Below are 20,909 nucleotides of genomic sequence, written 5' to 3' on the forward strand. Positions count from 1 at the left end.
CTGTATTTCTTGTCAGTTGCTGAACGGATAGTCCCGCCGTTCCGGGTCGGCACGTGAAGAGGCGGCAGCTTCGCCCGCGCCCAGCGCCGCCGATATCGTCTCGGCCGCCGCCTTCGTCCGCTCGAAGACGGTGCTGCGATCGAAGCGGGCGGCCTTTTGCGGCAGGAAGGGGACGGTGAGCGCGGCAATGACGGCGCCGGTATGGTCGCGCACCGGCATCGAGATGTTGGTGCAGCCCTCGACAGCCAGCGAGGCGCGCATTTCATAGCCGAGCCTTGCGACCTCGTTCAGCCGCGCTTCGATTTCCGCCCGGCTGCCTTGGCCTTCGCCTGCGGCGACGATCCGTTCGACGATGCGGTCGCGCTCGGCGCGGCTCGAATGCGCCAGCAGCACCGCGCCGGAGCTCGTTTCGAGGATCGGGAAATGCGAGCCAAGGGCAACCGAATAACGCATCGGCAAAGGCGAATCGATCTGCAGCACGACCAGTGCGCTCTCGCCTTCGCGCACGACCAGATGGCAGCTCTGGTCGGCATTGGCGGCGAGGCCGCGCATCACCGGCAGCGCACATTCGACCAGGCGGTTTACCGGCGGATGCATATGCGCCAGCTCGAACAGCTTCAGCGACAGGCGGAAGCGGTCCGATTGCGTCCGGAAAATGTAGCCGCGCTTCTCCAGCAACAGCAGGATGCGGTAGATCTCGTGAATGGAGCGCCCCATTCCGGTGGCGATCTCGGTTTGGGTCAGCGGCTCGCCGCTGGCAGCCATGAATTCCAGTATGTCGAGCGCCTTCTCCACCGCCGGCACCCGATAGCCGTTGCGGCCGCTTTCGCCTTCGTCGACGATCTGGGCAATATCGGCGGCCATTACGCGACGCTCCGTTGCGGCTGGCCATGCCTGGTCTCGCGATAGAGCCGGTTCAGCCGGTCCGCGAGCTCGGCCGCCTGCAATTCGCCGGCGATCGCCGCCGCGGCATGAGGGGCGCATTGCCGGAAGAAGCTGATGAAGCCCGGATGGGTCGGGCGCAGATAGGAGGCTTGGATCGTCGCCAGCGTCGAGGCGAAGAAGCCGCCCGAGAGAGCGTTGACCACGGTATCCTGCCACGCCGCCAGCGACCCCGGCTGTCCGCCGGATTTCACATAGTCGCCTCGCTGATAGCCGGGCGAGCACAGAAACAGCGCGTAGTCGATGGCGGCTTGCTTGTGTTGCGATTGGGCGCTGACGCCGATGCCGGCGCCGCCGAGCAAGGCGCCGGCGGATCGCGGCGTCGGCACGTCGGCGAAGCGCAGATGCGGCCTGTCTGCCTTAGAGGCGTAGTTCACATAGCCGAAGGCGAACGGCACGTAGACCACGTCGTCATGCGCGATCATGTGATCGTAGCAACGGATCGGGTTCCATTTCGGCGAGTTCGGATGCGACAGCGCCGCAAGCTGGCGCAATTGCCCGACGGCCCGCTCGATTTTTTCCCCGGCGATGAACTCGTCGCCGTCTTCCCGGGGCTCGCCCAGCGTCAAAAGCAGGCACATGGCGTCAGTCGGCACCAACGGCAGCCCAAGCCATTTGCCGTCCTTCAAGGCGCGCCGGCCGAGCTCCAGCACCTCGTCATGGCTGCGCGGCAGCGGTCCGTAGCGCTCCAGGAGATCGGGGCGATATGAGGCAACCTGACAGGCAGCATCGATCGGCAACGCCCATTGAAGCCCGTCCCTTGCGTAGGATTGCCAGGATGCGCCAACCGAATCCCGTTCGAAGCCGCGGCGCTGCTCGGCCGACAAATCGAACGGCACCATCAGCCCGCCTTCGGCAATATCGCCGATGAACGGATGGTCGAACACGACAAGATCATAGGCGCCGAGCACCGGACCAAGCGCGCCCTCGCCGAATTCGTAGAGGCTGCGGCGGTCCCATTCGATCTCAAGACCGGGATTGGCGGCACAATACGGCCCGATGCTGGCGTCGAGCGGACCCCAGCAGCGTCGGTGATCCCACGCGAGACCGCGCAGTCTTGTCATGCCCGAAATTCCTCCCAGAGGCGGCCATGCGCCGGCCCAGCCGATTAGTAGCAACTATTTTCACCTAGACAAGTAGTTTTTACATACGCAAAGCCAGTCCTCGCTTCCGTTTGGCGAGAAAGCCGCCCAACCATCCTTGGTGCGCATCGCGTTGCCGCCGGCCTGCAACCAAAGGCTGCGATGGATCTGGCTTTTGGGGAACTTTCGCGACGAACATTCGTTCGGTTGGCGCAGCCATCTGGAGCAGCATCACTGGAATCAGCAGCCACGTCGCAGGGAGCGGACTAAATGGACCAACCGTGGGCGCGGCCATGAACCGGTTTACCGCCTTGGCATTCGCCACGTTTCTGGCGATAACTTCGATCTGGGTCCTGTTCCTGGTTTCTTAAGATTTGGCTCTGGTTTTTCAAGATTTGGCGCTGGTTTGTTAGGATTTGGAGGGGTTCTCGACAGGTCGACCGCTTAACGACAACATCCACGGCATGCGGTTCTGCCAGCCGGAGCCGCGTGCGTGAAGAAACTGTCGCCAGGAGCACACCGGCACGCACATTCGGGGTTGGCAGCCACGCTGCCTGCAACGTTCCAATCAGTTTTCAGGAAACGGCGAGATCTCATGCTGCTGAGGGTGATCGTTCGAAACTGTGCCGCCATCCGTCTTGGCTGCCTCGGCGCGACGATCTTGCTGGTCGGGCTGCTTGCCGGCTGCCACGGCGGCGTGCTCGATCCGCAAGGGCCGGTGGGGGCGGCGCAGCGGACGATCCTGCTCAATTCGGTTGCTATCATGCTGGCCATCGTCATCCCGACGATCGTGGCGACGCTCGGCTTTGCCTGGTGGTTCCGGGAAACCAACACAAGAGCGTGGTACCTGCCGGAATGGGCCTATTCCGGACGCATCGAACTGGTGGTCTGGTCGATCCCCATCCTCGTCATCCTGTTTCTGAGCGGCATCATCTGGATCGGGTCGCATGACCTCGATCCAATGAAGCCGCTGGATTCGCAGCAAAAGCCGCTTGAGGTGCAGGTCGTCTCGCTCGACTGGAAATGGCTGTTCATCTACCCCGAGCAGAATGTCGCGAGCATCAACCAGCTCGTGGTGCCGGCGGGCAGGCCGGTGCATTTCTCGCTTACCTCGGCAAGCGTCATGAACGCGTTCTTCGTGCCTCAGCTTGGCGGCATGATCTATACGATGAATGGCATGACGACGCAGCTTCACCTGCAGGCGGATCAGCCGGGCGAATTTTATGGGCGGTCGGCCCATTTCAGCGGTGACGGTTTTCCAGGCATGCAATTCGTGCTGCATGCAGTCGCAGCGGATGCCTTCGACGCGTTCGTCAATTCGGCGCGAAGCCAGGGACAGGCACTCGACAAGGCCAGCTACCAGGAACTAGCCAGACAGAGCCTGGACGTGCCGGCTTCGACCTATCGCTCGGTCGAGCCGGACCTTTTTCATGAAATCGCGACGCAGGGCGTTCCGCCCGCGCCCGGCCCCCAGGCCGGTCGCCCCGGGCCGAGCGTATCGCCCAAGGCAGGAGGCTGACAATGCTCGGAAAATTGAGCTGGGACGTCATTCCGTTCGATCAGCCTCTGCCTATGATCGCCTCGGCGGTCGTCGCCCTGGCAATCCTCGGCGTGCTGGCCTGGGTCTTTCTGGCCGGCCATTTCCCCTATCTGTGGCGCGAATGGATCACCAGCGTCGATCACAAGCGGATCGGCGTGATGTACACGCTGCTGGCGCTGCTGATGCTGCTGCGCGGCTTCAGCGACGCCGTCATGATGCGGTCCCAGCAAGCCCTCGCCTTCCAGGCGCCCGGCTATCTGCCGCCCGATCACTTCAACCAGGTCTTTTCCGCCCACGGCACCATCATGATCTTTTTCGGGGCGATGCCGTTCGTCATCGGCCTGATGAACCTGGTCGTGCCGCTGCAGCTCGGCGTCCGCGACGTTGCCTTTCCAACGCTCAACTCGGTGAGCTTCTGGCTCACCGCCACCGGTGCGCTGCTGGTCAACATCTCGCTGGTGATCGGCGAATTCGCCCGTACCGGATGGCTGCCCTATCCGCCGCTCAGCGAGACCGCCTACTCACCGGGCGTCGGCGTCGACTATTATCTGTGGGCGGTGCAGATAGCGGGCGTCGGAACGCTGCTCACCGGGATCAATTTCGTCACCACGATCCTGAAGATGCGGTCGCCCGGCATGAGTTACCTCAGGATGTCGATGTTCTGCTGGACCTCACTTGCCGCCAGCCTGCTCATCGTCGCCGCCTTCCCGATCCTCACCGCCACGCTCGCGATGCTGACGCTCGACCGCTATTTCGGCTTTCATTTCTTCACCAATGAAGCCGGCGGCAACATGCTGATGTTCGTGAACCTGATCTGGGCCTGGGGCCATCCCGAGGTCTATATCCTCGTCCTGCCGGCGTTCGGCATCTTCTCGGAGGTCATCTCCACCTTCTCCAGCAAGCCGCTGTTCGGCTACCGGTCGATGGTGGCCGCGACGCTCTTCATCTGCATCGTCTCCTTCATGGTGTGGCTGCACCACTTCTTCACCATGGGCGCCGGGGCCGACGTCAACGCCGCGTTCGGCATCGCCACCAGCATCATTGCTGTCGGTACCGGCGTGAAGATCTACAACTGGATGTTCACCATGTACGGCGGCCGCATCCGCTTCGCGACGCCAATGCTGTGGTCGCTGGGCTTTATGGTGACGTTCGTCATCGGCGGCATGACGGGCGTGTTGCTGGCCGTGCCGCCGGCCGATTTCCTGCTTCACAACAGCCTGTTCCTGGTGGCGCATTTCCACAACGTCATTATCGGCGGTGTGCTGTTCGGCGCCTTCGCGGGATATACCTACTGGTTTCCCAAGGCATTCGGTTTCCGGCTGCACGAGGGCTGGGGCAAGCTGGCCTTCTGGCTGACGCTGATCGGCTTCTACGTCACTTTCGTGCCGCTCTACGCTGTTGGCCTGCTCGGCATGACCCGCCGAATGCAGCATTTCGACGTGTCGGCATGGTATCCCTGGGTGCTGGCTGCCGGCGTCGGCATGTTAATCACTACCGCCGGCGTGGTCGCGCAGATCGTACAGCTCGTCGTCAGCATCCGGCAGCGCGCGGCGCTTCGCGACGCCACCGGAGATCCCTGGGACGGCCGCTCGCTGGAATGGGCCACGCCCTCGCCGCCGCCGGTCTTCAACTTCGCCGCGCTTCCGCATGTCGAGGGCGAAGAGCCCTACTGGAGCATCAAGCAGCGGGCACGCGAGCAAAACCGGCTGCGCGACGAGCCTGACTACGAGCCGATCGAGATGCCGCGCAACAGTCCCACCGGGTTCATCTGCGCCTTCTTTGCGACCGTAATGGGTTTTGCCCTCATCTGGCACATCTGGTGGATGGTGGCGCTCGGCGCGCTCGGTGCTTTGGCCACCTTCGTCGTATTCGCGTGGCGCGACATCCCCGAATACGTGATTCCTGCCGCCGAAGTCGCCCGGATCGACCGCGCCAACCGAAGTGCCCGCCGCGAGGCGCTGGTTACCTACACAGGGCCAAGGCCATGACCGCGATCGATGTTCGAGAGCGTGACCCTTACCGCCTCCATGGCGGGCACGGCCATGCACCCGGCCACGGCGACGGCGGCCCGGCACCGATTCGGATTGTCGTCGGCTACGGCTTCTGGATCTTCCTTCTGAGCGACATCGTGATGTTCTCGGCCTTCTTCGCGGCCTATGCCGTGCTGGCGGGCAAGACGGCGGGCGGACCAAGCGGAGCCGAGCTGTTCGACCTGCGCAACGTCGCGATCGAGACGGCCGCTTTGCTGTTGTCGAGCTTCACCTGCGGTCTCGCCAGCCTCGCCGTGACAGCGCGGCGAAGCTCCTGGTTCTATGTCGCGATGGCTGTCACCTTCGTGCTCGGCGCCAGCTTCATCCTGCTCGAGTTGCGCGAGTTCGCGCATATGGTTGCCAGCGGTGCCGGACCGACGCGCAGCGCTTTCCTGTCGGCGTTCTTCACGCTGGTTGGATGCCATGGCCTTCACGTCACGGCGGGGCTGCTGTGGCTGCTCACGATGATGGCGCAGATCTTCGCCAAGGGATTCCGCGACGATATTCTTCGGCGTTTCATGTGCTTCAGCCTGTTCTGGCACGCCCTCGACATCATCTGGGTCGCCCTGTTCACGGTGGTCTATCTCCTGGGAGCAAGTCGATGAGCAATGCGGACGATCGCCACGCGCAACGGCGCGACACCGATGGGCTGGAGCGCTACGACATCGATACGGCGCCGGGTGACGAATACCTCGGCGACACCGAAGTCGGATCCGGGCTACGCGGCTATGTGATCGGCCTCGGGCTGGCAACGCTGTTGACCATCGCCTCGTTCTGGCTGCTCGGAACCAACCTGATATGGGCACCCGGCATTCCGGTGGCGCTGGTCGTGCTTGCGATCGCCCAGATGGGCGTGCATCTCGTCTTCTTCCTGCACATCACGACGGGGCCGGACAACACCAACAACGCTCTAGCGCTTGCCTTCGGCGTGCTGATCGTAGTTCTGGTGATTGGCGGCTCGATCTGGATCATGGCCAACCTCGACAACAATTTGATGCCGATGAACGCGATCATGAACATGAACCGCTGATGCATGTCGCGCAAAAGTGTGCAGCGGTTTTGTGATAACGACATGCGTAAAAACAAGAATCTAAAGCGCGTCGCATGAGGCCGATCGAACGCGACGCGCTTTAGCGATTATTCCGGCGGTTCGCCGCAGTTCATGCGACAGCGAGTTCCGGTCTCAAGCCCGTTCGAATGTGCCGACGAGCTCGGCCTCTTCCAGGACGTGCGGCGCGGCCTCCTTCAGCACGTCGTCCACGGCAGCCTTCTCGCCGAGACCCAGCGTCTCGACGTCGAGCGCAAGAAGCCGGAAATGGTAATGGTGGAGCCCATGCCCAGGCGGCGGCTGGGGACCGTCATAATGAGGATTGCCGAAATCATTGACGCCGTGTCCGAGGCTCTCGGTCTTTGCGCCGGCGGTCGTGCCTTCGGGAAGAAAGTTGCGCTGTGCGTCGATGTCGTAGACCGCCCAATGACGGAACATGCCTGAAGGGGCGTCGGGGTCCTCGACGGCCAGGACGAAACTTTTGGTTCCTTGCGGCGCGTCCGTCCACTCCAATGGCGGCGAGACGTTGCCGCCGTCGCGGGAATAGCGCGGCGGTATTTTTTCGCCATCGGCAAAGGCAGAGCTTTTGAGAGTGAAAGCCATGGTCTCCATCTCCCTGTCTGAGATTCCCTCATAAACAGCTACGAGCCGCCGATGTTCCGGTCGCCGCCCCGGTCAAACCGGATTGCCGGCCGTTGGCCGGAACATTCGCCGAGGAAGCGGGTTTTTCGGTTCGGACGCATCGCCGCGGAATGGCGGCAAGAGGCTCGGCAATGGACGAAGGGCGCGACATGACCGGGCTAAGCGGTAAGCAACCAAGCGGGGCGAAAGGTGTTGTGGTCGCATTCTCCGTGCCGGGCGGCGAGACAATCTATACCCACGAGCGGGAAACCGTCGCTGCCGTTGCGCGCACGATTGCGGCGTTGAAGGGCTTTGCCTTCCGCGAGGGCCTGAGTGACGGCGGCGGTGACGGTCGCCGACTGTATTTCGTGCCGGACGACAGCCTGCTTGCCGTCGATGCGCTCCAACTGGGCATAAACGGGCCGGACGACCTCTTCGGCGGTGTGGTGCCCTGGCGCCTCGCAACCACCAAGGCCATAACCCACGAGCTGGTGGACGGGTCGGCGGCACGGCCAAAAGAATGGCCAGCCGGCTTCGGCAGAGCCGTCGGCGCGGCCGTACTGCCCGGCTATACCGCATTTTCACGCGATGACGCGCTGCGCGCAGCGGAACGTCTGCTGCAGCTCGGGCTGGTCCGGTTCAAGCCACCGCGCGCTTCGCGGGGCCGCGACCAGCACACCGCCGCGACCGTCGCCGATATCGAAAGGCTGCTGGATCGATATCCATCCTCCGACCTGAGGGAATACGGCCTTGTTCTCGAAACGGAGCTTCGCGACATCGTCACGCTGAGCATTGGCAGAACGGCGATCGACGGAACATCGGTCGCCTATTACGGCGTGCAGCGGATGACGGCCGACAATGCCGGACAGCCCGTTTACGGCGGATCCGATCTGGTCGTCGTGCGCGGCGGATGGGAGGCGCTCGACAGGCTGCAGCTTTCTCCGGCGCTAAGTTTGGCTGTGGCGCAGGCGAGGACCTACGACGCGGCGATGGATGACTATCCCGGATTTTTCGCCTCACGGCGCAACTACGACATCGGCCAAGGTGTCGATTCCTCGGGCATCTGGCGATCGGGTGTGCTGGAAGCCAGCTGGCGGATCGGCGGCAGCAGCACGGCCGAGCTTGCGGCAATGGAGGCCATGACGCGTGACCCCGACGTGCAGATCGTGCATGTCTCCGCGGTCAAGCAGTTCGGCAACACCGCGCAGCTGCCGCTGAATGCAGAAATCCACTTCGACGGAGAGGACCCCGAGGAGGGCCAAATCACGCGTTACACCGTCGTCACCCAGGCGATCCGAGGGCCGGTCGGGGAAGCCGGCCGATCGTCATTTTAGGTCGAAGTGAAACACGCCTTTGACAGGGAACATCCGCGAATGGCCCGAGTTTGTTTCAGGCAGCCAGCCAGTCAGAAACCGGAGGAAAAAATGATCGAGATGATTTCCGCTCCCCAGAACGTCGCCGCCTTTCGTGTCACCGGCACTGTGACGGCGGACGACTACGACAGAGTCATCCCGGCAATCGAAGCGAAACTGAGCGACCATAAGGACATCGGCGTCCTGACCGATCTTACTGATTTCGAGGACATGACGGCTGGCGCCTTGCGGCGCGACCTGCAGTATGGGCTGAGCAAACTTGGCGAGCTCCACCGCTTCAAACGTGCCGCCGTGATTTCCGACAAGCAATGGATCAAGGCAGCTACGGAAATGACGGACGCGCTGTTTCCGCAAATCGAGGCGCGGGTGTTCCCGGAGGACGAAAAAGCCCAGGCCCTGAAATGGGTGGCAGGCGTACAATAGCGGTGTTGGGGAGTGCCATGCCGTTCGACAAACGACAGGATTCAGAAGGCCTCTGGGAGGTCTATGACAGCGAGAGCGGCGAAGCCGTCGTGGTCGGCGGGTTGCCGCTTTCCGGTCTCGACGAAAGCGAAGCCGATGAAGCGATCGAAAAGCTCAATCGGGGCGATCTGACGTCGGACAACATCCCCGAGACGGTTCGGTCAGGGTGGCCTCCGACCAAGGACGGTTTGTGATGACAGCCTGACGGACGTCACCGAGGACCGGTCGCGGATCTACGACGAGGCCTTGACCCCGAGCTTGCGGGCTTTGTCCTCAAAGTCGTCGCGAATATCCTCGATCGTCGGCAGATGCAGGCGCCGCAGTTGGGCGTGCAACTTTTTGGCGGCATCTGAGCTCAGGTCGCGCTTGAAATTGGTCGCGACCTCCTCGGCCGAGCCGTAATGGCGATAGCGCTCGATCTCGGTCTTCGTGGCTTGCTGGACGTGCTCGAGCGTCTTGCGCTCGGCATCGGATTTTCCGTCTGGTTTGGCCCGCATGACCGGATTGAAGGCTTTGCTGATAACGAATTCGACGAGTTCCTGCTGGGCGTGAGCCATGATTGTTCTCCCTCGAAGCTGTCCGAGCCTAGAACGGTTCATCGGGGGAAACGCTGAACCGATCTCTCTTGTTTTGACGCAATTCCGAACGGAAAACCGTTTCACACTTTTCCCGGAATTGCTCTAACCGCGGCGGCAATTGAAGGTTCCGTGGCTTCGGATTTCGTTATCGCTACAGGTCCAAGGCGGTTCCTCGAAGGTCACAGCCGCGCCTTGGTGGTGCGCGGCGTTGCCAGGAGCAGGCTTGTTTCGCTGCCGGTAATTCCGGGGATCAGGCGGATACGTCTCAGCACCGCGTCGAACTCGCTCAGTGTCTGGGTTCCGAGTTCTATCACCAGGTCCCACCGGCCATTGGTGGTGTGGATGGTCGAGACCTCGGAGAAGCCGCCCAGCGCCCGAATGACGCGATCGGCGGCGTGGCCTTCGATCTCGATCATCATGATGCCACGCACGCGCTGATCGACCGCGTCGGCGCGCAGAATGACGGTGTAGCCGACGATGACGCCGTCTCTTTCAAGCCGCTCGATCCGGGACCTTACCGTTGCCCGGGAGACACCCAGGCTAACGGCAAGGTCGGAAATGCTGCGCCGGGCGTCGTGCCGCAAAGAGGTGATGATCTGCTCGTCGAGGCGGTCCATGATTGCTCACAACGGAAGTAGATGCTGCCGCTATGGTAAGGCACTTCGACAAATTTGCCAATTTGACATGTTCATTCTGCCAGCGATGCCGGCTTCAATAAAGGCATCGTAATTGGCGGGGTATGACAAATGCATTGCACGATCGTTGGGGCGCCGATCCAGGCCGGCTCAGGCCGCATGGGCTGCGAGATGGGGCCGAGTGCGCTGCGCACGGCCGGCCTGGCCGGCGCACTGACCGAGCTCGGCCATACGTTGACCGACCTCGGAACGATCGTCCCTGCCGACATGCGTCCTGTCGTACACGGCAACGCGGCGGTGAAGGCGCTGCCGGAAATTGCGGCCTGGACGGCGGCAATCAGCGAAACGGCCTATGCCGCGAGCGCCGATGCGATGCCGATCTTTCTCGGCGGCGACCACAGCATTTCGGCCGGCACGCTCGCCGGCATTGCCCGCCGGGCGGCGAATGCCGGCCGGCCGCTCTTCGTGCTGTGGCTCGACGCCCACCCTGATTTTCATACGCTCGACACGACGACCAGCGGCAATCTGCATGGCGTGCCGCTTGCCTATGCCAGCGGGCAGCCCGGCTTCGAGGGCTATTTCCCCCGCCTTGCAGCGCAGGTGGAGCCGGCTCGCATATGCGCGCTGGGGATCCGCAGCGTGGACCTGGCGGAAAGGGATGCATTGCGCAGAGCCGGCGTGACGGTCCACGACATGCGTTCGATCGACGAGCACGGCATCGCGCAACTGCTTCGCGCCTTTCTCGAACGGGTGAGCGCCGCCAACGGCATGCTCCATGTCAGCCTCGATGTCGATTTTCTCGACCCGTCGATCGCCCCGGCGGTGGGCACCACCGTTCCCGGCGGCGCCACCTTCCGCGAGGCGCATCTGGCGATGGAAATGCTGCATGACAGCGGCCTCGTCAGCAGTCTCGACCTGGTCGAGCTCAACCCTTTTCTTGACGAGCGCGGCCGCACCGCCACGCTTTTGGTCGACCTGACCGCAAGCCTGATGGGCCGGCGGATCATGGATCGCCCGACGAGGGGGTTCTAAGCCATGACCGTCAATTTGAACATCGTTCCATTCGTCAGCGTCGACCGCATGATGAAGCTGGTGCTTGCCATCGGCATCGAGCGTTTTCTGGTCGAACTCGCCGCCTATATCGAAGAGGATTTCAGGCGTTGGGAGCTGTTCGACAAGACGCCGCGCGTCGCCTCGCACAGCGTTGACGGCGTCATCGAGCTGATGCCGACCAGCGACGGGCAGCTTTACGGCTTCAAATATGTCAACGGGCATCCGAAGAACACGCGTGACGGCCGTCAGACCGTGACCGCTTTCGGCGTGCTTGCCGATGTAGGCAACGGCTATCCGATGCTGCTTTCGGAAATGACCATCCTGACCGCCCTGCGAACGGCGGCCAGCTCGGCGGTTGCCGCGAAATACCTCGCTCCCAAGGCCGCCCGGTGCATGGCGATCATCGGCAATGGCGCGCAATCGGAATTCCAGGCGATTGCGTTCAAGGCGCTGCTTGGCGTCGACAGGCTGCGCCTCTACGATATCGACCCGGCGGCCTCGACCAAATGCATGAAGAACCTTGCCGGCATGGGTTTCGACATCAAGCTCTGCGCGTCGGCGCAGGAGGCCGTCGAAGGTGCAGAGATCATCACCACGGTGACCGCCGACAAGCGGTCGGCAACAATCCTGACCGACAACATGGTCGGGTCCGGCGTGCACATCAACGCGGTCGGCGGCGACTGCCCGGGCAAGACCGAGCTGCATCGCGACATTCTGCTGCGCTCGAATATTTTCGTCGAGTATCCGCCGCAGACGCGCATCGAAGGCGAGAGCCAGCAGCTCGATGCGGACCATCCGATCACCGAATTGTGGCAGGTGATGACAGGAAAGGCAGCAGGCCGGACGGACGCCGGACAGATCACGCTGTTTGATTCCGTCGGCTTTGCGATCGAGGATTTTTCCGCGCTGCGCTACGTCCGCGATCAGCTTCAGCGGACCGGCCTTTACGAGGAACTAGACCTTCTGGCCGATCCCGATGAACCGCGTGACCTGTTCGGCATGCTGCTGCGCGCCGAAAAAGTGGCCGGGCTGGCGGTTGCCGGCAGCTGAGCTGCGATCCTGTCGGTCAGTCCTTCTTTTCCTGGTACAGGCGCTCGGTGGCGCGGTCGCTTTCCCTGCGCTCCGCCGGGCTGCGACGACGCTGGGTGAGCAGGGCGTAGGCGATCAGGATTGCCAGCAGCAGTGGACCGCCTGCAACAACGAGCAACCACAAACTAGTCTCAAACATCGAACCGTCTCCTTTCCTTCACAACCGGGAAGGACCAGAACCGTTCCTCCGTCTTATCGGAGGTCGCCCGCACGGCGTGGCGCGATTCAGGATTTAATGCTTCGAGCGGGGCGTTCCACGCCTTGTCTGCACTCAGGATGCCCTTATCTAGAGTCTTATCATTCGGTCACAGGCACTCTCTGCAAAGTGAAGGGAACCACAAGGGCTTTCCGACATTTGGTTGTTCAAGAGACAAACGTGCAGCCACACCGGCTCCGGGGCTAGGAATACCATGCGTGAGAATCAATCCGACGTCTTCGATCTGTTTTCCGAGGTTTACAAGAATGCGGCGCAGGAGGAGATAAGCCTCCAGCAATATCTGCTTGCCTGCCGCGAGGACAAGTCGATGTACGCCTCGGCGCCCGAGCGGATGGTCGAGGCGATTGGCGAGCCGACCTTTGTCGATACCAGCAAGGACGAGCGGCTTGGCCGTATTTTTTCGAACCGGACGATCAAGATCTATCCGACCTTCGCCGACTTTTACGGTATGGAGGATACGATCGAGCGTATCGCCGGTTATTTCCGCTATGCCTCGCAAGGGCTCGAGGAACGCAAGCAGATACTCTATCTCCTCGGCCCGGTCGGCGGCGGCAAGTCCTCGCTTGCGGAGCAGCTGAAAAGGCTGATGGAGCAGCGTCCGATCTATACGCTGAAGGTCGGCGGCCAGGTCAGCCCAGTGTTCGAATCGCCGCTCGGGCTGTTCGACCCCGATCGCATGGGCGACCTTTTGGAGGACAAATACGGCATCGCCCGGCGGCGACTGAACGGCCTGATCTCGCCCTGGGCGGCCAAGCGCCTCGACGAATTGTCCGGCGACATCTCCAAATTCAGCGTCGTCAAGCTGATGCCGTCCAGGCTTCGCCAGATCGGCATCGCCAAGACCGAGCCGGGCGATGAGAACAACCAGGACGTTTCGGCCCTGGTCGGCAAGGTCGACATCAGGCAGCTGGAAAACTTCAGCCAGTCCGATCCGGATGCCTATTCCTATAGCGGCGGGCTGAACCGGACCACGCAAGGACTGCTCGAATTCGTCGAGATGTTCAAGGCGCCGATCAAGGTGCTGCATCCGCTGCTGACCGCGACCCAGGAAGGCAGCTACAACGGCACCGAGAATTTCGGCGCTTTCCCCTATCAGGGCATCATCGTTGCCCATTCCAACGAATCGGAATGGCTGCAGTTCAAGAACAACAAGAACAACGAGGCGTTCCTCGACCGTATCCTGGTGGTCAAGGTGCCGTATTGCCTGCGGGTCACCGAAGAGCGGCAGATCTACGAGAAGCTGTTGCGCGAAAGCGAATTGGCTAACAGCCCCTGCGCTCCGGAAGTGCTCGATATCCTCAGCCGGTTCACCGTTTCGACCCGCCTGGCCGAACACGACAATTCGCCGCTCTACACCAAGATGCGCGTCTATGACGGCGAGAACCTCAAGGAAACCGATCCCAAGGCGAAGTCGGTCCAGGAGTACCGAAACGCGGCCGGTGTCGATGAAGGCATGACCGGCGTCAGCACCCGCTTCGCCTTCAAGATCCTGTCGCAGACCTTCAACTACGACACCGAAGAGGTGGCCGCCGATCCGGTGCATCTGATGTACATCCTGGAAGAGGCGATCAAGCGCGAGCAGTTCCCGAAGGAAACAGAGGCGGACTATCTCGATTTCATAAAGTCCGAGCTGGCGACCCGTTATGCCGAGTTCATCGGCCACGAGATCCAGAAGGCTTATCTGGAATCCTATAGCGAATACGGCCAGAACCTGTTCGACCGCTACATCGCCTATGCCGATGCCTGGATCGAGGATCAGGACTACAAGGATACCGATACCGGCCAGATCCTCAATCGCGAGGTTCTGGACAACGAACTGTCGCAGGTCGAAAAGCCGGCCGGCATCGCCAATCCCAAGGACTTCCGCAACGAAGTGGTGAAGTTCACGCTGCGCGCGCGGGCCAGAAACCACGGCCGCAACCCATCATGGACAAGCTACGAAAAGCTGCGCGAAGTCATCGAGAAGCGGATGTTCGGGCAGGTCGAAGATCTGCTGCCGGTGATCAGCTTCGGCTCCAAGCAGGACAGCGTGACGGAGAAGCGGCATACCGAATTCGTGCAGCGGATGATCCAGCGCGGCTACACCGAGCGCCAGGTCCGCCGGCTGGTGGACTGGTACATGCGGGTGAACAAGGCGGGTTGAAGCCAGCCCGGGGTAACATATGCCGATCTTCATCGATCGCCGACTGAACCCGAAGGACAAAAGCCTCGGCAACCGGCAGCGTTTCCTGCGGCGGGCGCGCGAAGAGTTGAAGCGCACCATCCGCGATCAGATCCGCACCGGCAAGATCGCCGACGTGGACGCCGAGCATGCCGTTTCGATGCCGGCGCGAGGCACCGGCGAGCCGAGCTTCAAGGATGCCCGGAACAGCGGCAGCCGCCAGCACGTCCTGCCCGGCAACAAGCATTTTGCCCCAGGCGACCGGCTGCCTAAACCCGGCCAGGGCGGCGGCATGGGATCCGCCCCGGGGAGAACCGAATCGGAGGACGATTTCCGTTTCGTGCTGTCGCGCGAGGAGGTGCTCGACCTCTTTTTCGAAGACCTCGAACTGCCTGATATGGTCAAGCTCAACCTCAAGGAGATCCTCGCCTTCAAGCCGCGCCGGGCCGGCTTCGCCGCGACCGGCTCGCCGACCAACATCAATGTCGGACGCACGATGCGCAACAGCCATGGCCGCCGCATAGCGCTCAGGCGCCCCAAGCAGGAGGCGGTCGACGCTGTCGCGCAGGAGATCGCGACGCTGGAGGCGAAGCCGCAAAACGCCGAGATGCGGCAGCGCATCGTGGCGCTGCAGGAAGAGCTTGAGCGGCTGGAGCGCCGCCGCAAGCGGATCGCCTTTGTCGATCCGGTCGATATCCGCTTCAACCGCTTCGACGCCCAGCCGGTGCCGAACGCCAATGCGGTGATGTTCTGCCTGATGGACGTGTCCGGTTCGATGGGCGAACGCGAGAAAGATCTGGCCAAGCGCTTTTTCGTGCTGCTGCACCTGTTCCTGAAACGGCGCTATGACCGCACCGAGGTGGTCTTCATTCGCCACACGCACGAGGCGCAGGAGGTGGACGAGGAAACCTTCTTCTACAACACTCAGAGCGGCGGCACGGTGGTTTCCACGGCGCTCGAGGAGATGCACCGCATCGTCGAGCAACGCTATCCCAGCCGCGAATGGAACATCTATGTCGCCCAGGCCTCGGACGGCGACAATTTCGTCACCGATTCGGAGCGCTGCATCACCCTTCTCGACGAACAGATCATGCGGCTTTGCCAGTATTTCGCCTATGTCGAGATCCTCGACGAGCGTGAGAGCCACATCTTCGGCGCCACCGACAACGGCACGTCGCTGTGGCGTGCCTACAGTGCGGTCAAGCTGAGATGGTCGAACTTCCAGATGAGCCGCATCGCCACGGCGGCCGACATCTACCCGGTTTTCCGCCAGCTCTTCGCCAGACAGCCGGGTTATCAAAAGAGCGCTGAAAGAGGGGGCTGATGGCGAGCAAATCCGGGTTGCTGTTTTCCGGTTCCGACTGGGATTTCAGGACGCTGTCGCGTGCCTACGAGACCATCGAGGCGATCGCCACGGAAGAGCTCCACCTCGACGTCTATCCGGTGCAGATGGAGATCATCTCCTCAGAACAGATGCTCGACGCCTATTCCTCTGTCGGCATGCCGCTGATGTACCGGCACTGGTCGTTCGGCAAGCACTACCTCTACCAGGAATTGCTCTATCGCAAAGGCGGACGGGGGCTGGCCTATGAACTCGTCATCAATTCCAATCCCTGCATCGTCTATCTGATGGAGGAAAACACCATGGCTCTGCAGGCCCTGGTGACGGCGCACGCGGCACTCGGCCATAACCATTTCTTCAAGAACAATTATCTGTTCCAGCAGTGGACGGATGCCAGCGCCATCCTCAGCTATCTCGACTTCGCCAAGGGCTACATTGCCCGCTGCGAGGAGCGGCATGGCGTCGATGCGGTGGAAGAGATCCTCGATGCCGCACATGCGCTGATGGAACAGGGCGTGTTCAGATATCACCGGCCGCCGAAACTGTCGTCGGAAAAGCAGCGCGAGGGCGTTCGCGAGCGCCTAGAATACGAGGAGCGTTCCTACAATGACCTATGGCGCACGCTGCCGCCTTCGAAGGACGGCACCAAGCCCCGTGAGACGGATACAATGGCGGAGCGCAAGAAATCGCTCAAGCTGCCCGAGGAAAACCTGCTTTATTTCCTGGAGAAGAACAGCCTGATCCTGGAACCCTGGCAGCGTGAGGTCATCCGGATTGTCCGCGTCATCGCGCAGTATTTCTATCCGCAGCGCCAAACGCAGGTGATGAACGAGGGCTGCGCCACCTTCGTGCATTACACGCTGATGAACCTTTTGTTCGACCGCGGCCTGATCGGCGAAGGCGCCATGCTGGAAGTGCTGCGCAACCATTCGAACGTGATCTTCCAGCCGGGCTTCGACGATCCGCGCTTTTCCGGCATCAACCCTTACGCGCTGGGCCTCGACATGATGCAGGATATCCAGCGCATCTCGACCGCGCCGACCGCCGAGGACCGCGACTGGTTTCCCGATATCGCCGGCAATGGCGACTGGCGCCAGACCCTGCTGGACGCCTGGGCCAACCATCGCGACGAGTCCTTCATCCGCCAGTATCTGAGCCCTACCCTGATCCGGAAATGGCGGTTCTTTGTGCTTGCCGATGCGGCCAACGATCCGCACTACGAAGTCGCCTCGATACACAATGAGCGCGGCTACGAGAGCATCCGCGCCGCACTCGCCCACAGCTACGACATCGGCGCCAGCCGGCCGGACATCCAGGTGGTGGACGTGGACCTGCTCGGCGATCGGCATCTGCGCCTGCAGCATAAGGTCAAGGACGGCATAGTGCTGGAAGGCGGCAGCCGCGACGCCACGCTGCGCCATATCCGCAAGCTCTGGGGCTACGAGGTCAGCATGGCCGCGGTCGACGCGCAGACCGGCGCCACAGTCCACGAACGGTCGACCAGCCAGATCGGGGAATGACCGAACCGGACTTGCCGGCGAAGTCGGGTGTCGTTGCCTTTTCCGGATCACCAACGACCCTATCTACGCGCGCACCTTGACATGGTCGGGAGCAGGAGCATGCGCGCATTGATGATCGCCACCCTTCTTCTGGTCGCCGTCTCGATGGCGCTCTCGCTCGCGCACGCACTGGAATTGCCCGGCAAGTTGCGCCTCAAGGAGGCCACCTACAAATCAGTGCAGGCGATCTATTATCCCGGCTTCACGATCGGCGGCTTCGCCGAAATCGGCGGCATCATTGCCCTCGCCATCCTGCTCTACCTGACGCCTTATCCAAGCGCTCGATTCTGGTGGACCCTGGCGGCGCTTGCCTTCCTGCTGGCGGAACATGCGACCTATTGGTTGATCACGCATCCCGTCAATAATTTCTGGGTGCAAGACGTTGCCATGCCGCAATCAGCCGCGACGTTTTTTTCAATGTTCTCTCGAAAGCAGACCGGCGACTGGAGAGACTTGCGCAACGTCTGGGAGGCTTCGCATGTCGCCAGGGCAGGCCTGGCGATGCTGAGCCTCGTCTCAATTGCTATCGCCGCGACATTTTTTGCCGAATAGCGCCGAGGAGATCAAGACGGCGCCCTCGTCCGCCAATTTGCGGCTACGAACGCTGCATCCGTCAGATCAGAGAACGGACCCGGCGGCCGTATTGTCTTAACGTCAAGCGATCCTGCCATTTCAGCGGTCGGCGCGATGCTTGTTGTGGGCGCTTTCCTGGTGCTCGCCGCGGATGATGTTGCGGTCGTCGGGATCGGCAATGTCCTTCGGGTCCGATCTGAGCTCGGCACCGCGCCGGAACGCCTCGCGCTCTTGCCTGGTCTTTTTCAAATCCGCTTCCGCGTCGAAATCCTTGCCGGCGTTTTTCGTGTTCTCGCGCTCTTCGATAATGCGCAATTGCTGCTCATGAGTCTTTTTTCCGGCCATCGGTGACCTCCTTCTTTTGATTTTCCGCTTTGCCAGGGTCCAAATTCGCTACAGCCCGAAAGGATAGGTCTCGGGAAGGCCTGTCCCAACATGTTCCGGCCCAAGCGGCGTCACGGCACTGGTTTCATCGAACCAGACGAAAGCATCGAACTGGCGGGCGAGCGAGGCGTCCGCATAATGGCTGTGGAGCTCGGTTTCGGGCCGGTAGATGACGCCGATAAAGCGTTCCAGCCGGCGCTCCAGAAGCCGTTCGCGCAGCGTGTCGTCGCGCTCGAAATCGAGCAGGAAAGGCGAGACGCCGCTGTCGTGGCAAAGCCGCTCATAGCTGTCGTTGTGGGAAGGCCGAACCGGTTTCACTTCCATGTCGCCGTCCCAGTCGGTGGCGGCGGCCACCGTCCCGGAATGCGTACTGAGCCCGATCAAGGCAACCTCGTCGCCAAAACGCTGGCGGCAGAGCTGGCCGATGTTCAGTTCGTCCCTGACGATCCCCATCTCGGTGTAGCGGGCATCGCCGATATGGGAATTATGTGCCCACACCACCGCCTTGGCGTTCGGGCCGCGGGCCTGCAGCAGGTGCTCCAGCGTTTCGAACATATGGGTGTCGCGCAGGTTCCAGGATTGCGCGCCGCCATAATACATAGTGCGGTAATAACGCTCGGCGGAGGCGACCAGGCGGGCATTCTGGCTCGCGTCGAGGAAATCGATGCCGTCCTGCTGCGCGTAGTCGAGCTCTCTGGAAAGCAGTTCCCGGCATTGCTCGAGCACGGCCTTCTCGCATTTCTGGTAACCGGAGGTGAGTGCGACACGGCCATAGGTGGCCGGGTCGTTCTGCCACGGCGTCAGGCAGCCATAGCGTTCGCGCGCGATCCTTGCGGCCTGTGGGTCGACCCGATCGAGATATTGCAGGACCGCCGCTATCGATCCACCCATATTGTAGATGTCGAGGCCATAGAACCCGGCCCGCCGGGAGGATAGCCTGATCCGCTCATTATGCTGTCGCATCCAGTCGACGAACACGGCGACATCGGTGTTGCGCCACATCCAGGTGGGAAAGCGCTGGAACGGCGGATCGGCGCCGGGCCGCGGCGGCCGATGGCGGACGTAGCGGTCGATCGCCGCGGCATCGGGCCAGTCGGCCTCGACCGCGACGATGGTGAAGCCATGCTTCTCGATCAGCGTGCGAGTGATCGCCGCGCGCGCACGATAGAACTCCGATGTGCCGTGGCTGGCTTCGCCGAGCAAGACGACGCGGCGGTCGGCAAACCGGTCGAACAGCGCACCGAAGGCCGGATCGTCGAAATCCGGAAGCGGTTCGGCGGCGGCCGCTATCATCTGCGGCAAGCTGCTCCTGCGCTGATGCCGGTGCGGAAGATCGGCCGCTATTTGGCTGTCGCTGCCTGGCTCGCCCCAGCCTTGCTCGCCGATCAGCGGAACAAACCGCACGCCGCCGAAATCCTCCTCGGTGTAGGTTGCGGCGCCGGTGCGGGTGACCTTGAGCAGGCGCTGCGAGTCGAATTCATCGCCGACCGGGATGACAAGCCGGCCAGCGACGTCGAGCTGTTCCTGCAGGGCGAGCGGCGCGCCGGGGCCGGCGGCCGCAACCAGGATCGCATCGAAGGGTGCCGCCTCGGGCCAGCCCTTGGTGCCGTCGCCGGTGCGGACTTCGATATTGTCGTAGCCAAGCTTTTTGAACCGCTGCCTTGCCGTTTCAGCCAACGCGGCGTGGCGCTCGATCGTGTAGACGCGTTCGACGATCCGGCTCATTACGGCAGCCGCATAGCCCGAGCCGGTGCCGACCTCTAGGACGTGGTCGCCGGCTCCGATCTCCGCCATTTCGATCATGAATGCAACGATATAGGGCTGCGATATCGTCTGACCTTCGGCGATCGGCAGCGGCCCGTCCTCATAGGCGAATTCTTCGAAACCAGGCTCGACGAAAGCCTCGCGCGGGACCTCGCGCATCGCCTGAAGGACATTGCGGTCGCGAATGCCACGGCGGCTCAAGTGGATGTCGACCATTTGGTTGCGGGCATGGGAGAGATCGAGCATCTTTTTGCTCCTCCTATGGGCCTCCGCTACAATCGCCCAAGCTGCTCAACGCCACCTCGGCCGGCTCGTATCTCAGGGCCTCGGCAGTCCCTTTGGATTCAAGCAATGCGGTGCATCTCCCTAACCGTTAGCAAGCCCCGAGGTTCCCCAAAAGACCGACCCGCTTTTGTGTGGCGAGGCGGGTTGCAGGATCGGCAAGCGGGCGCTGGC

21 protein-coding genes are annotated in these 20,909 nt (G+C 62.1%); 13 read left to right on the plus strand and 8 right to left on the minus strand.

Going from position 1 to position 20,909, the window contains the following annotated elements:
- Positions 1-12: 12 nt before the first annotated feature.
- Together NKJ55_RS08715 and NKJ55_RS08720 are read right to left on the minus strand one after the other, a co-directional pair.
- Entirely contained in the window at positions 13-864 is an 852-nt protein-coding gene (locus NKJ55_RS08715) for an IclR family transcriptional regulator (protein WP_352449531.1), read from the minus strand.
- Positions 864-2,006: an extracellular solute-binding protein gene (locus NKJ55_RS08720; protein WP_352449532.1), complete on the minus strand. Its 1,143-nt coding sequence runs from the start codon at positions 2,004-2,006 to the stop codon at positions 864-866. The genes NKJ55_RS08715 and NKJ55_RS08720 overlap by 1 nt, the downstream gene beginning before the upstream one ends.
- 613 nt (positions 2,007-2,619) lie before the next feature.
- Here NKJ55_RS08720 and cyoA point away from each other — a divergent pair.
- Genes cyoA through cyoD form a run of 4 tightly spaced genes read left to right on the plus strand, consistent with a single transcriptional unit; the run spans position 2,620 to position 6,624 of the window.
- Complete coding sequence (gene cyoA / locus NKJ55_RS08725; RefSeq protein ID WP_352449533.1) at positions 2,620-3,543, plus strand: ubiquinol oxidase subunit II; 924 nt, start codon at positions 2,620-2,622, stop codon at positions 3,541-3,543.
- A gap of 2 nt (positions 3,544-3,545) precedes the next feature.
- Positions 3,546-5,552, plus strand: a complete 2,007-nt coding sequence (gene cyoB, locus NKJ55_RS08730) for a cytochrome o ubiquinol oxidase subunit I (protein ID WP_352449534.1) — start codon at positions 3,546-3,548, stop codon at positions 5,550-5,552.
- The gene (cyoC, locus tag NKJ55_RS08735) at positions 5,549-6,199 is read left to right on the plus strand and encodes a cytochrome o ubiquinol oxidase subunit III (RefSeq protein ID WP_352449535.1); all 651 of its coding nucleotides are present in this window, start codon (positions 5,549-5,551) and stop codon (positions 6,197-6,199) included. The genes cyoB and cyoC overlap by 4 nt, the downstream gene beginning before the upstream one ends.
- Positions 6,196-6,624: a cytochrome o ubiquinol oxidase subunit IV gene (gene cyoD, locus NKJ55_RS08740; protein ID WP_352449536.1), complete on the plus strand. Its 429-nt coding sequence runs from the start codon at positions 6,196-6,198 to the stop codon at positions 6,622-6,624. The genes cyoC and cyoD overlap by 4 nt, the downstream gene beginning before the upstream one ends.
- Positions 6,625-6,777: 153 nt before the next feature.
- Here the strand turns inward: cyoD and NKJ55_RS08745 are convergent, their stop codons facing one another.
- Complete coding sequence (locus NKJ55_RS08745) at positions 6,778-7,245, minus strand: YbhB/YbcL family Raf kinase inhibitor-like protein (RefSeq protein WP_352449537.1); 468 nt, start codon at positions 7,243-7,245, stop codon at positions 6,778-6,780.
- Positions 7,246-7,415: 170 nt separating this feature from the next.
- On the opposite strand from NKJ55_RS08745, the gene NKJ55_RS08750 reads away from it, so the two are divergent.
- The 3 genes from NKJ55_RS08750 to NKJ55_RS08760 all read left to right on the plus strand — a co-directional run bounded on the left by NKJ55_RS08750 (position 7,416) and on the right by NKJ55_RS08760 (position 9,292).
- Entirely contained in the window at positions 7,416-8,597 is a 1,182-nt protein-coding gene (locus NKJ55_RS08750; protein WP_352449538.1) for a DUF3182 family protein, read from the plus strand.
- A gap of 90 nt (positions 8,598-8,687) precedes the next feature.
- Positions 8,688-9,059, plus strand: coding sequence for a SpoIIAA family protein (locus NKJ55_RS08755; RefSeq protein ID WP_023677052.1), 372 nt, complete (start codon positions 8,688-8,690; stop codon positions 9,057-9,059).
- 17 nt (positions 9,060-9,076) lie between these two features.
- Complete coding sequence (locus NKJ55_RS08760) at positions 9,077-9,292, plus strand: hypothetical protein (protein ID WP_352449539.1); 216 nt, start codon at positions 9,077-9,079, stop codon at positions 9,290-9,292.
- A 39-nt stretch (positions 9,293-9,331) separates the two neighbouring features.
- On the opposite strand, the gene NKJ55_RS08765 is transcribed toward NKJ55_RS08760, so the two are convergent.
- Positions 9,332-9,655 carry a hypothetical protein gene (locus tag NKJ55_RS08765; protein WP_352449540.1) on the minus strand — a complete coding sequence of 108 codons (324 nt, stop codon included), beginning with the start codon at positions 9,653-9,655 and terminating at the stop codon, positions 9,332-9,334.
- 200 nt (positions 9,656-9,855) lie between these two features.
- Positions 9,856-10,293 carry an Lrp/AsnC family transcriptional regulator gene (locus tag NKJ55_RS08770; protein ID WP_352449541.1) on the minus strand — a complete coding sequence of 146 codons (438 nt, stop codon included), beginning with the start codon at positions 10,291-10,293 and terminating at the stop codon, positions 9,856-9,858.
- A 129-nt stretch (positions 10,294-10,422) separates the two neighbouring features.
- Between NKJ55_RS08770 and rocF the strand changes: the two genes are divergently transcribed.
- Together rocF and ocd are read left to right on the plus strand one after the other, a co-directional pair.
- On the plus strand, positions 10,423-11,343 hold the full coding sequence (gene rocF / locus NKJ55_RS08775; protein WP_352449542.1) for an arginase: 921 nt from the start codon (positions 10,423-10,425) through the stop codon (positions 11,341-11,343).
- Positions 11,344-11,346: 3 nt separating this feature from the next.
- Complete coding sequence (gene ocd / locus NKJ55_RS08780; RefSeq protein WP_352449543.1) at positions 11,347-12,414, plus strand: ornithine cyclodeaminase; 1,068 nt, start codon at positions 11,347-11,349, stop codon at positions 12,412-12,414.
- Positions 12,415-12,430: 16 nt separating this feature from the next.
- On the opposite strand, the gene NKJ55_RS08785 is transcribed toward ocd, so the two are convergent.
- Positions 12,431-12,592, minus strand: coding sequence for a hypothetical protein (locus NKJ55_RS08785; RefSeq protein ID WP_352449544.1), 162 nt, complete (start codon positions 12,590-12,592; stop codon positions 12,431-12,433).
- A gap of 271 nt (positions 12,593-12,863) precedes the next feature.
- Here NKJ55_RS08785 and NKJ55_RS08790 point away from each other — a divergent pair, with 271 nt between their 5' ends.
- From NKJ55_RS08790 to NKJ55_RS08805, 4 genes are all read left to right on the plus strand, one after another.
- Positions 12,864-14,813, plus strand: a complete 1,950-nt coding sequence (locus NKJ55_RS08790; RefSeq protein WP_352449545.1) for a PrkA family serine protein kinase — start codon at positions 12,864-12,866, stop codon at positions 14,811-14,813.
- Positions 14,814-14,832: 19 nt separating this feature from the next.
- A complete protein-coding gene (locus NKJ55_RS08795) occupies positions 14,833-16,155 on the plus strand; it encodes a YeaH/YhbH family protein (RefSeq protein ID WP_352449546.1) in 1,323 nt (440 codons plus the stop codon).
- On the plus strand, positions 16,155-17,693 hold the full coding sequence (locus NKJ55_RS08800; RefSeq protein ID WP_352449547.1) for a SpoVR family protein: 1,539 nt from the start codon (positions 16,155-16,157) through the stop codon (positions 17,691-17,693). The genes NKJ55_RS08795 and NKJ55_RS08800 overlap by 1 nt, the downstream gene beginning before the upstream one ends.
- A gap of 99 nt (positions 17,694-17,792) precedes the next feature.
- The gene (locus tag NKJ55_RS08805) at positions 17,793-18,284 is read left to right on the plus strand and encodes a DUF1772 domain-containing protein (protein WP_352449548.1); all 492 of its coding nucleotides are present in this window, start codon (positions 17,793-17,795) and stop codon (positions 18,282-18,284) included.
- Between the two features lie 120 nt (positions 18,285-18,404).
- On the opposite strand, the gene NKJ55_RS08810 is transcribed toward NKJ55_RS08805, so the two are convergent.
- Both NKJ55_RS08810 and NKJ55_RS08815 read right to left on the minus strand, forming a co-directional pair.
- Positions 18,405-18,650: a hypothetical protein gene (locus tag NKJ55_RS08810; RefSeq protein WP_023720508.1), complete on the minus strand. Its 246-nt coding sequence runs from the start codon at positions 18,648-18,650 to the stop codon at positions 18,405-18,407.
- Positions 18,651-18,698: 48 nt separating this feature from the next.
- On the minus strand, positions 18,699-20,699 hold the full coding sequence (locus NKJ55_RS08815; protein ID WP_352449549.1) for a protein-L-isoaspartate(D-aspartate) O-methyltransferase: 2,001 nt from the start codon (positions 20,697-20,699) through the stop codon (positions 18,699-18,701).
- Between the last annotated feature and the right edge of the window lie 210 nt (positions 20,700-20,909).

The sequence above is a fragment of the Mesorhizobium sp. M0106 genome, assembly GCF_040322715.1.
Classification (GTDB): Bacteria; Pseudomonadota; Alphaproteobacteria; order Rhizobiales; family Rhizobiaceae; genus Mesorhizobium.

Bases quoted from the DNA above. Each gene is read 5' to 3' on its own strand.
- NKJ55_RS08805 (WP_352449548.1), top strand. From the start codon at position 17,793: ATGCGCGCATTGATGATCGCCACCCTTCTTCTGGTCGCCGTCTCGATG.
- cyoD (WP_352449536.1), top strand. From the start codon at position 6,196: ATGAGCAATGCGGACGATCGCCACGCGCAACGGCGCGACACCGATGGG.
- cyoC (WP_352449535.1), top strand. From the start codon at position 5,549: ATGACCGCGATCGATGTTCGAGAGCGTGACCCTTACCGCCTCCATGGC.
- NKJ55_RS08760 (WP_352449539.1), top strand. From the start codon at position 9,077: ATGCCGTTCGACAAACGACAGGATTCAGAAGGCCTCTGGGAGGTCTAT.
- NKJ55_RS08720 (WP_352449532.1), bottom strand. From the start codon at position 2,006: ATGACAAGACTGCGCGGTCTCGCGTGGGATCACCGACGCTGCTGGGGT.
- NKJ55_RS08810 (WP_023720508.1), bottom strand. From the start codon at position 18,650: ATGGCCGGAAAAAAGACTCATGAGCAGCAATTGCGCATTATCGAAGAG.
- NKJ55_RS08790 (WP_352449545.1), top strand. From the start codon at position 12,864: ATGCGTGAGAATCAATCCGACGTCTTCGATCTGTTTTCCGAGGTTTAC.
- ocd (WP_352449543.1), top strand. From the start codon at position 11,347: ATGACCGTCAATTTGAACATCGTTCCATTCGTCAGCGTCGACCGCATG.
- NKJ55_RS08755 (WP_023677052.1), top strand. From the start codon at position 8,688: ATGATCGAGATGATTTCCGCTCCCCAGAACGTCGCCGCCTTTCGTGTC.
- NKJ55_RS08745 (WP_352449537.1), bottom strand. From the start codon at position 7,245: ATGGCTTTCACTCTCAAAAGCTCTGCCTTTGCCGATGGCGAAAAAATA.
- NKJ55_RS08795 (WP_352449546.1), top strand. From the start codon at position 14,833: ATGCCGATCTTCATCGATCGCCGACTGAACCCGAAGGACAAAAGCCTC.
- NKJ55_RS08750 (WP_352449538.1), top strand. From the start codon at position 7,416: ATGGACGAAGGGCGCGACATGACCGGGCTAAGCGGTAAGCAACCAAGC.
- NKJ55_RS08815 (WP_352449549.1), bottom strand. From the start codon at position 20,699: ATGCTCGATCTCTCCCATGCCCGCAACCAAATGGTCGACATCCACTTG.
- NKJ55_RS08715 (WP_352449531.1), bottom strand. From the start codon at position 864: ATGGCCGCCGATATTGCCCAGATCGTCGACGAAGGCGAAAGCGGCCGC.
- NKJ55_RS08800 (WP_352449547.1), top strand. From the start codon at position 16,155: ATGGCGAGCAAATCCGGGTTGCTGTTTTCCGGTTCCGACTGGGATTTC.
- NKJ55_RS08785 (WP_352449544.1), bottom strand. From the start codon at position 12,592: ATGTTTGAGACTAGTTTGTGGTTGCTCGTTGTTGCAGGCGGTCCACTG.
- cyoB (WP_352449534.1), top strand. From the start codon at position 3,546: ATGCTCGGAAAATTGAGCTGGGACGTCATTCCGTTCGATCAGCCTCTG.
- NKJ55_RS08765 (WP_352449540.1), bottom strand. From the start codon at position 9,655: ATGGCTCACGCCCAGCAGGAACTCGTCGAATTCGTTATCAGCAAAGCC.
- rocF (WP_352449542.1), top strand. From the start codon at position 10,423: ATGCATTGCACGATCGTTGGGGCGCCGATCCAGGCCGGCTCAGGCCGC.
- cyoA (WP_352449533.1), top strand. From the start codon at position 2,620: ATGCTGCTGAGGGTGATCGTTCGAAACTGTGCCGCCATCCGTCTTGGC.
- NKJ55_RS08770 (WP_352449541.1), bottom strand. From the start codon at position 10,293: ATGGACCGCCTCGACGAGCAGATCATCACCTCTTTGCGGCACGACGCC.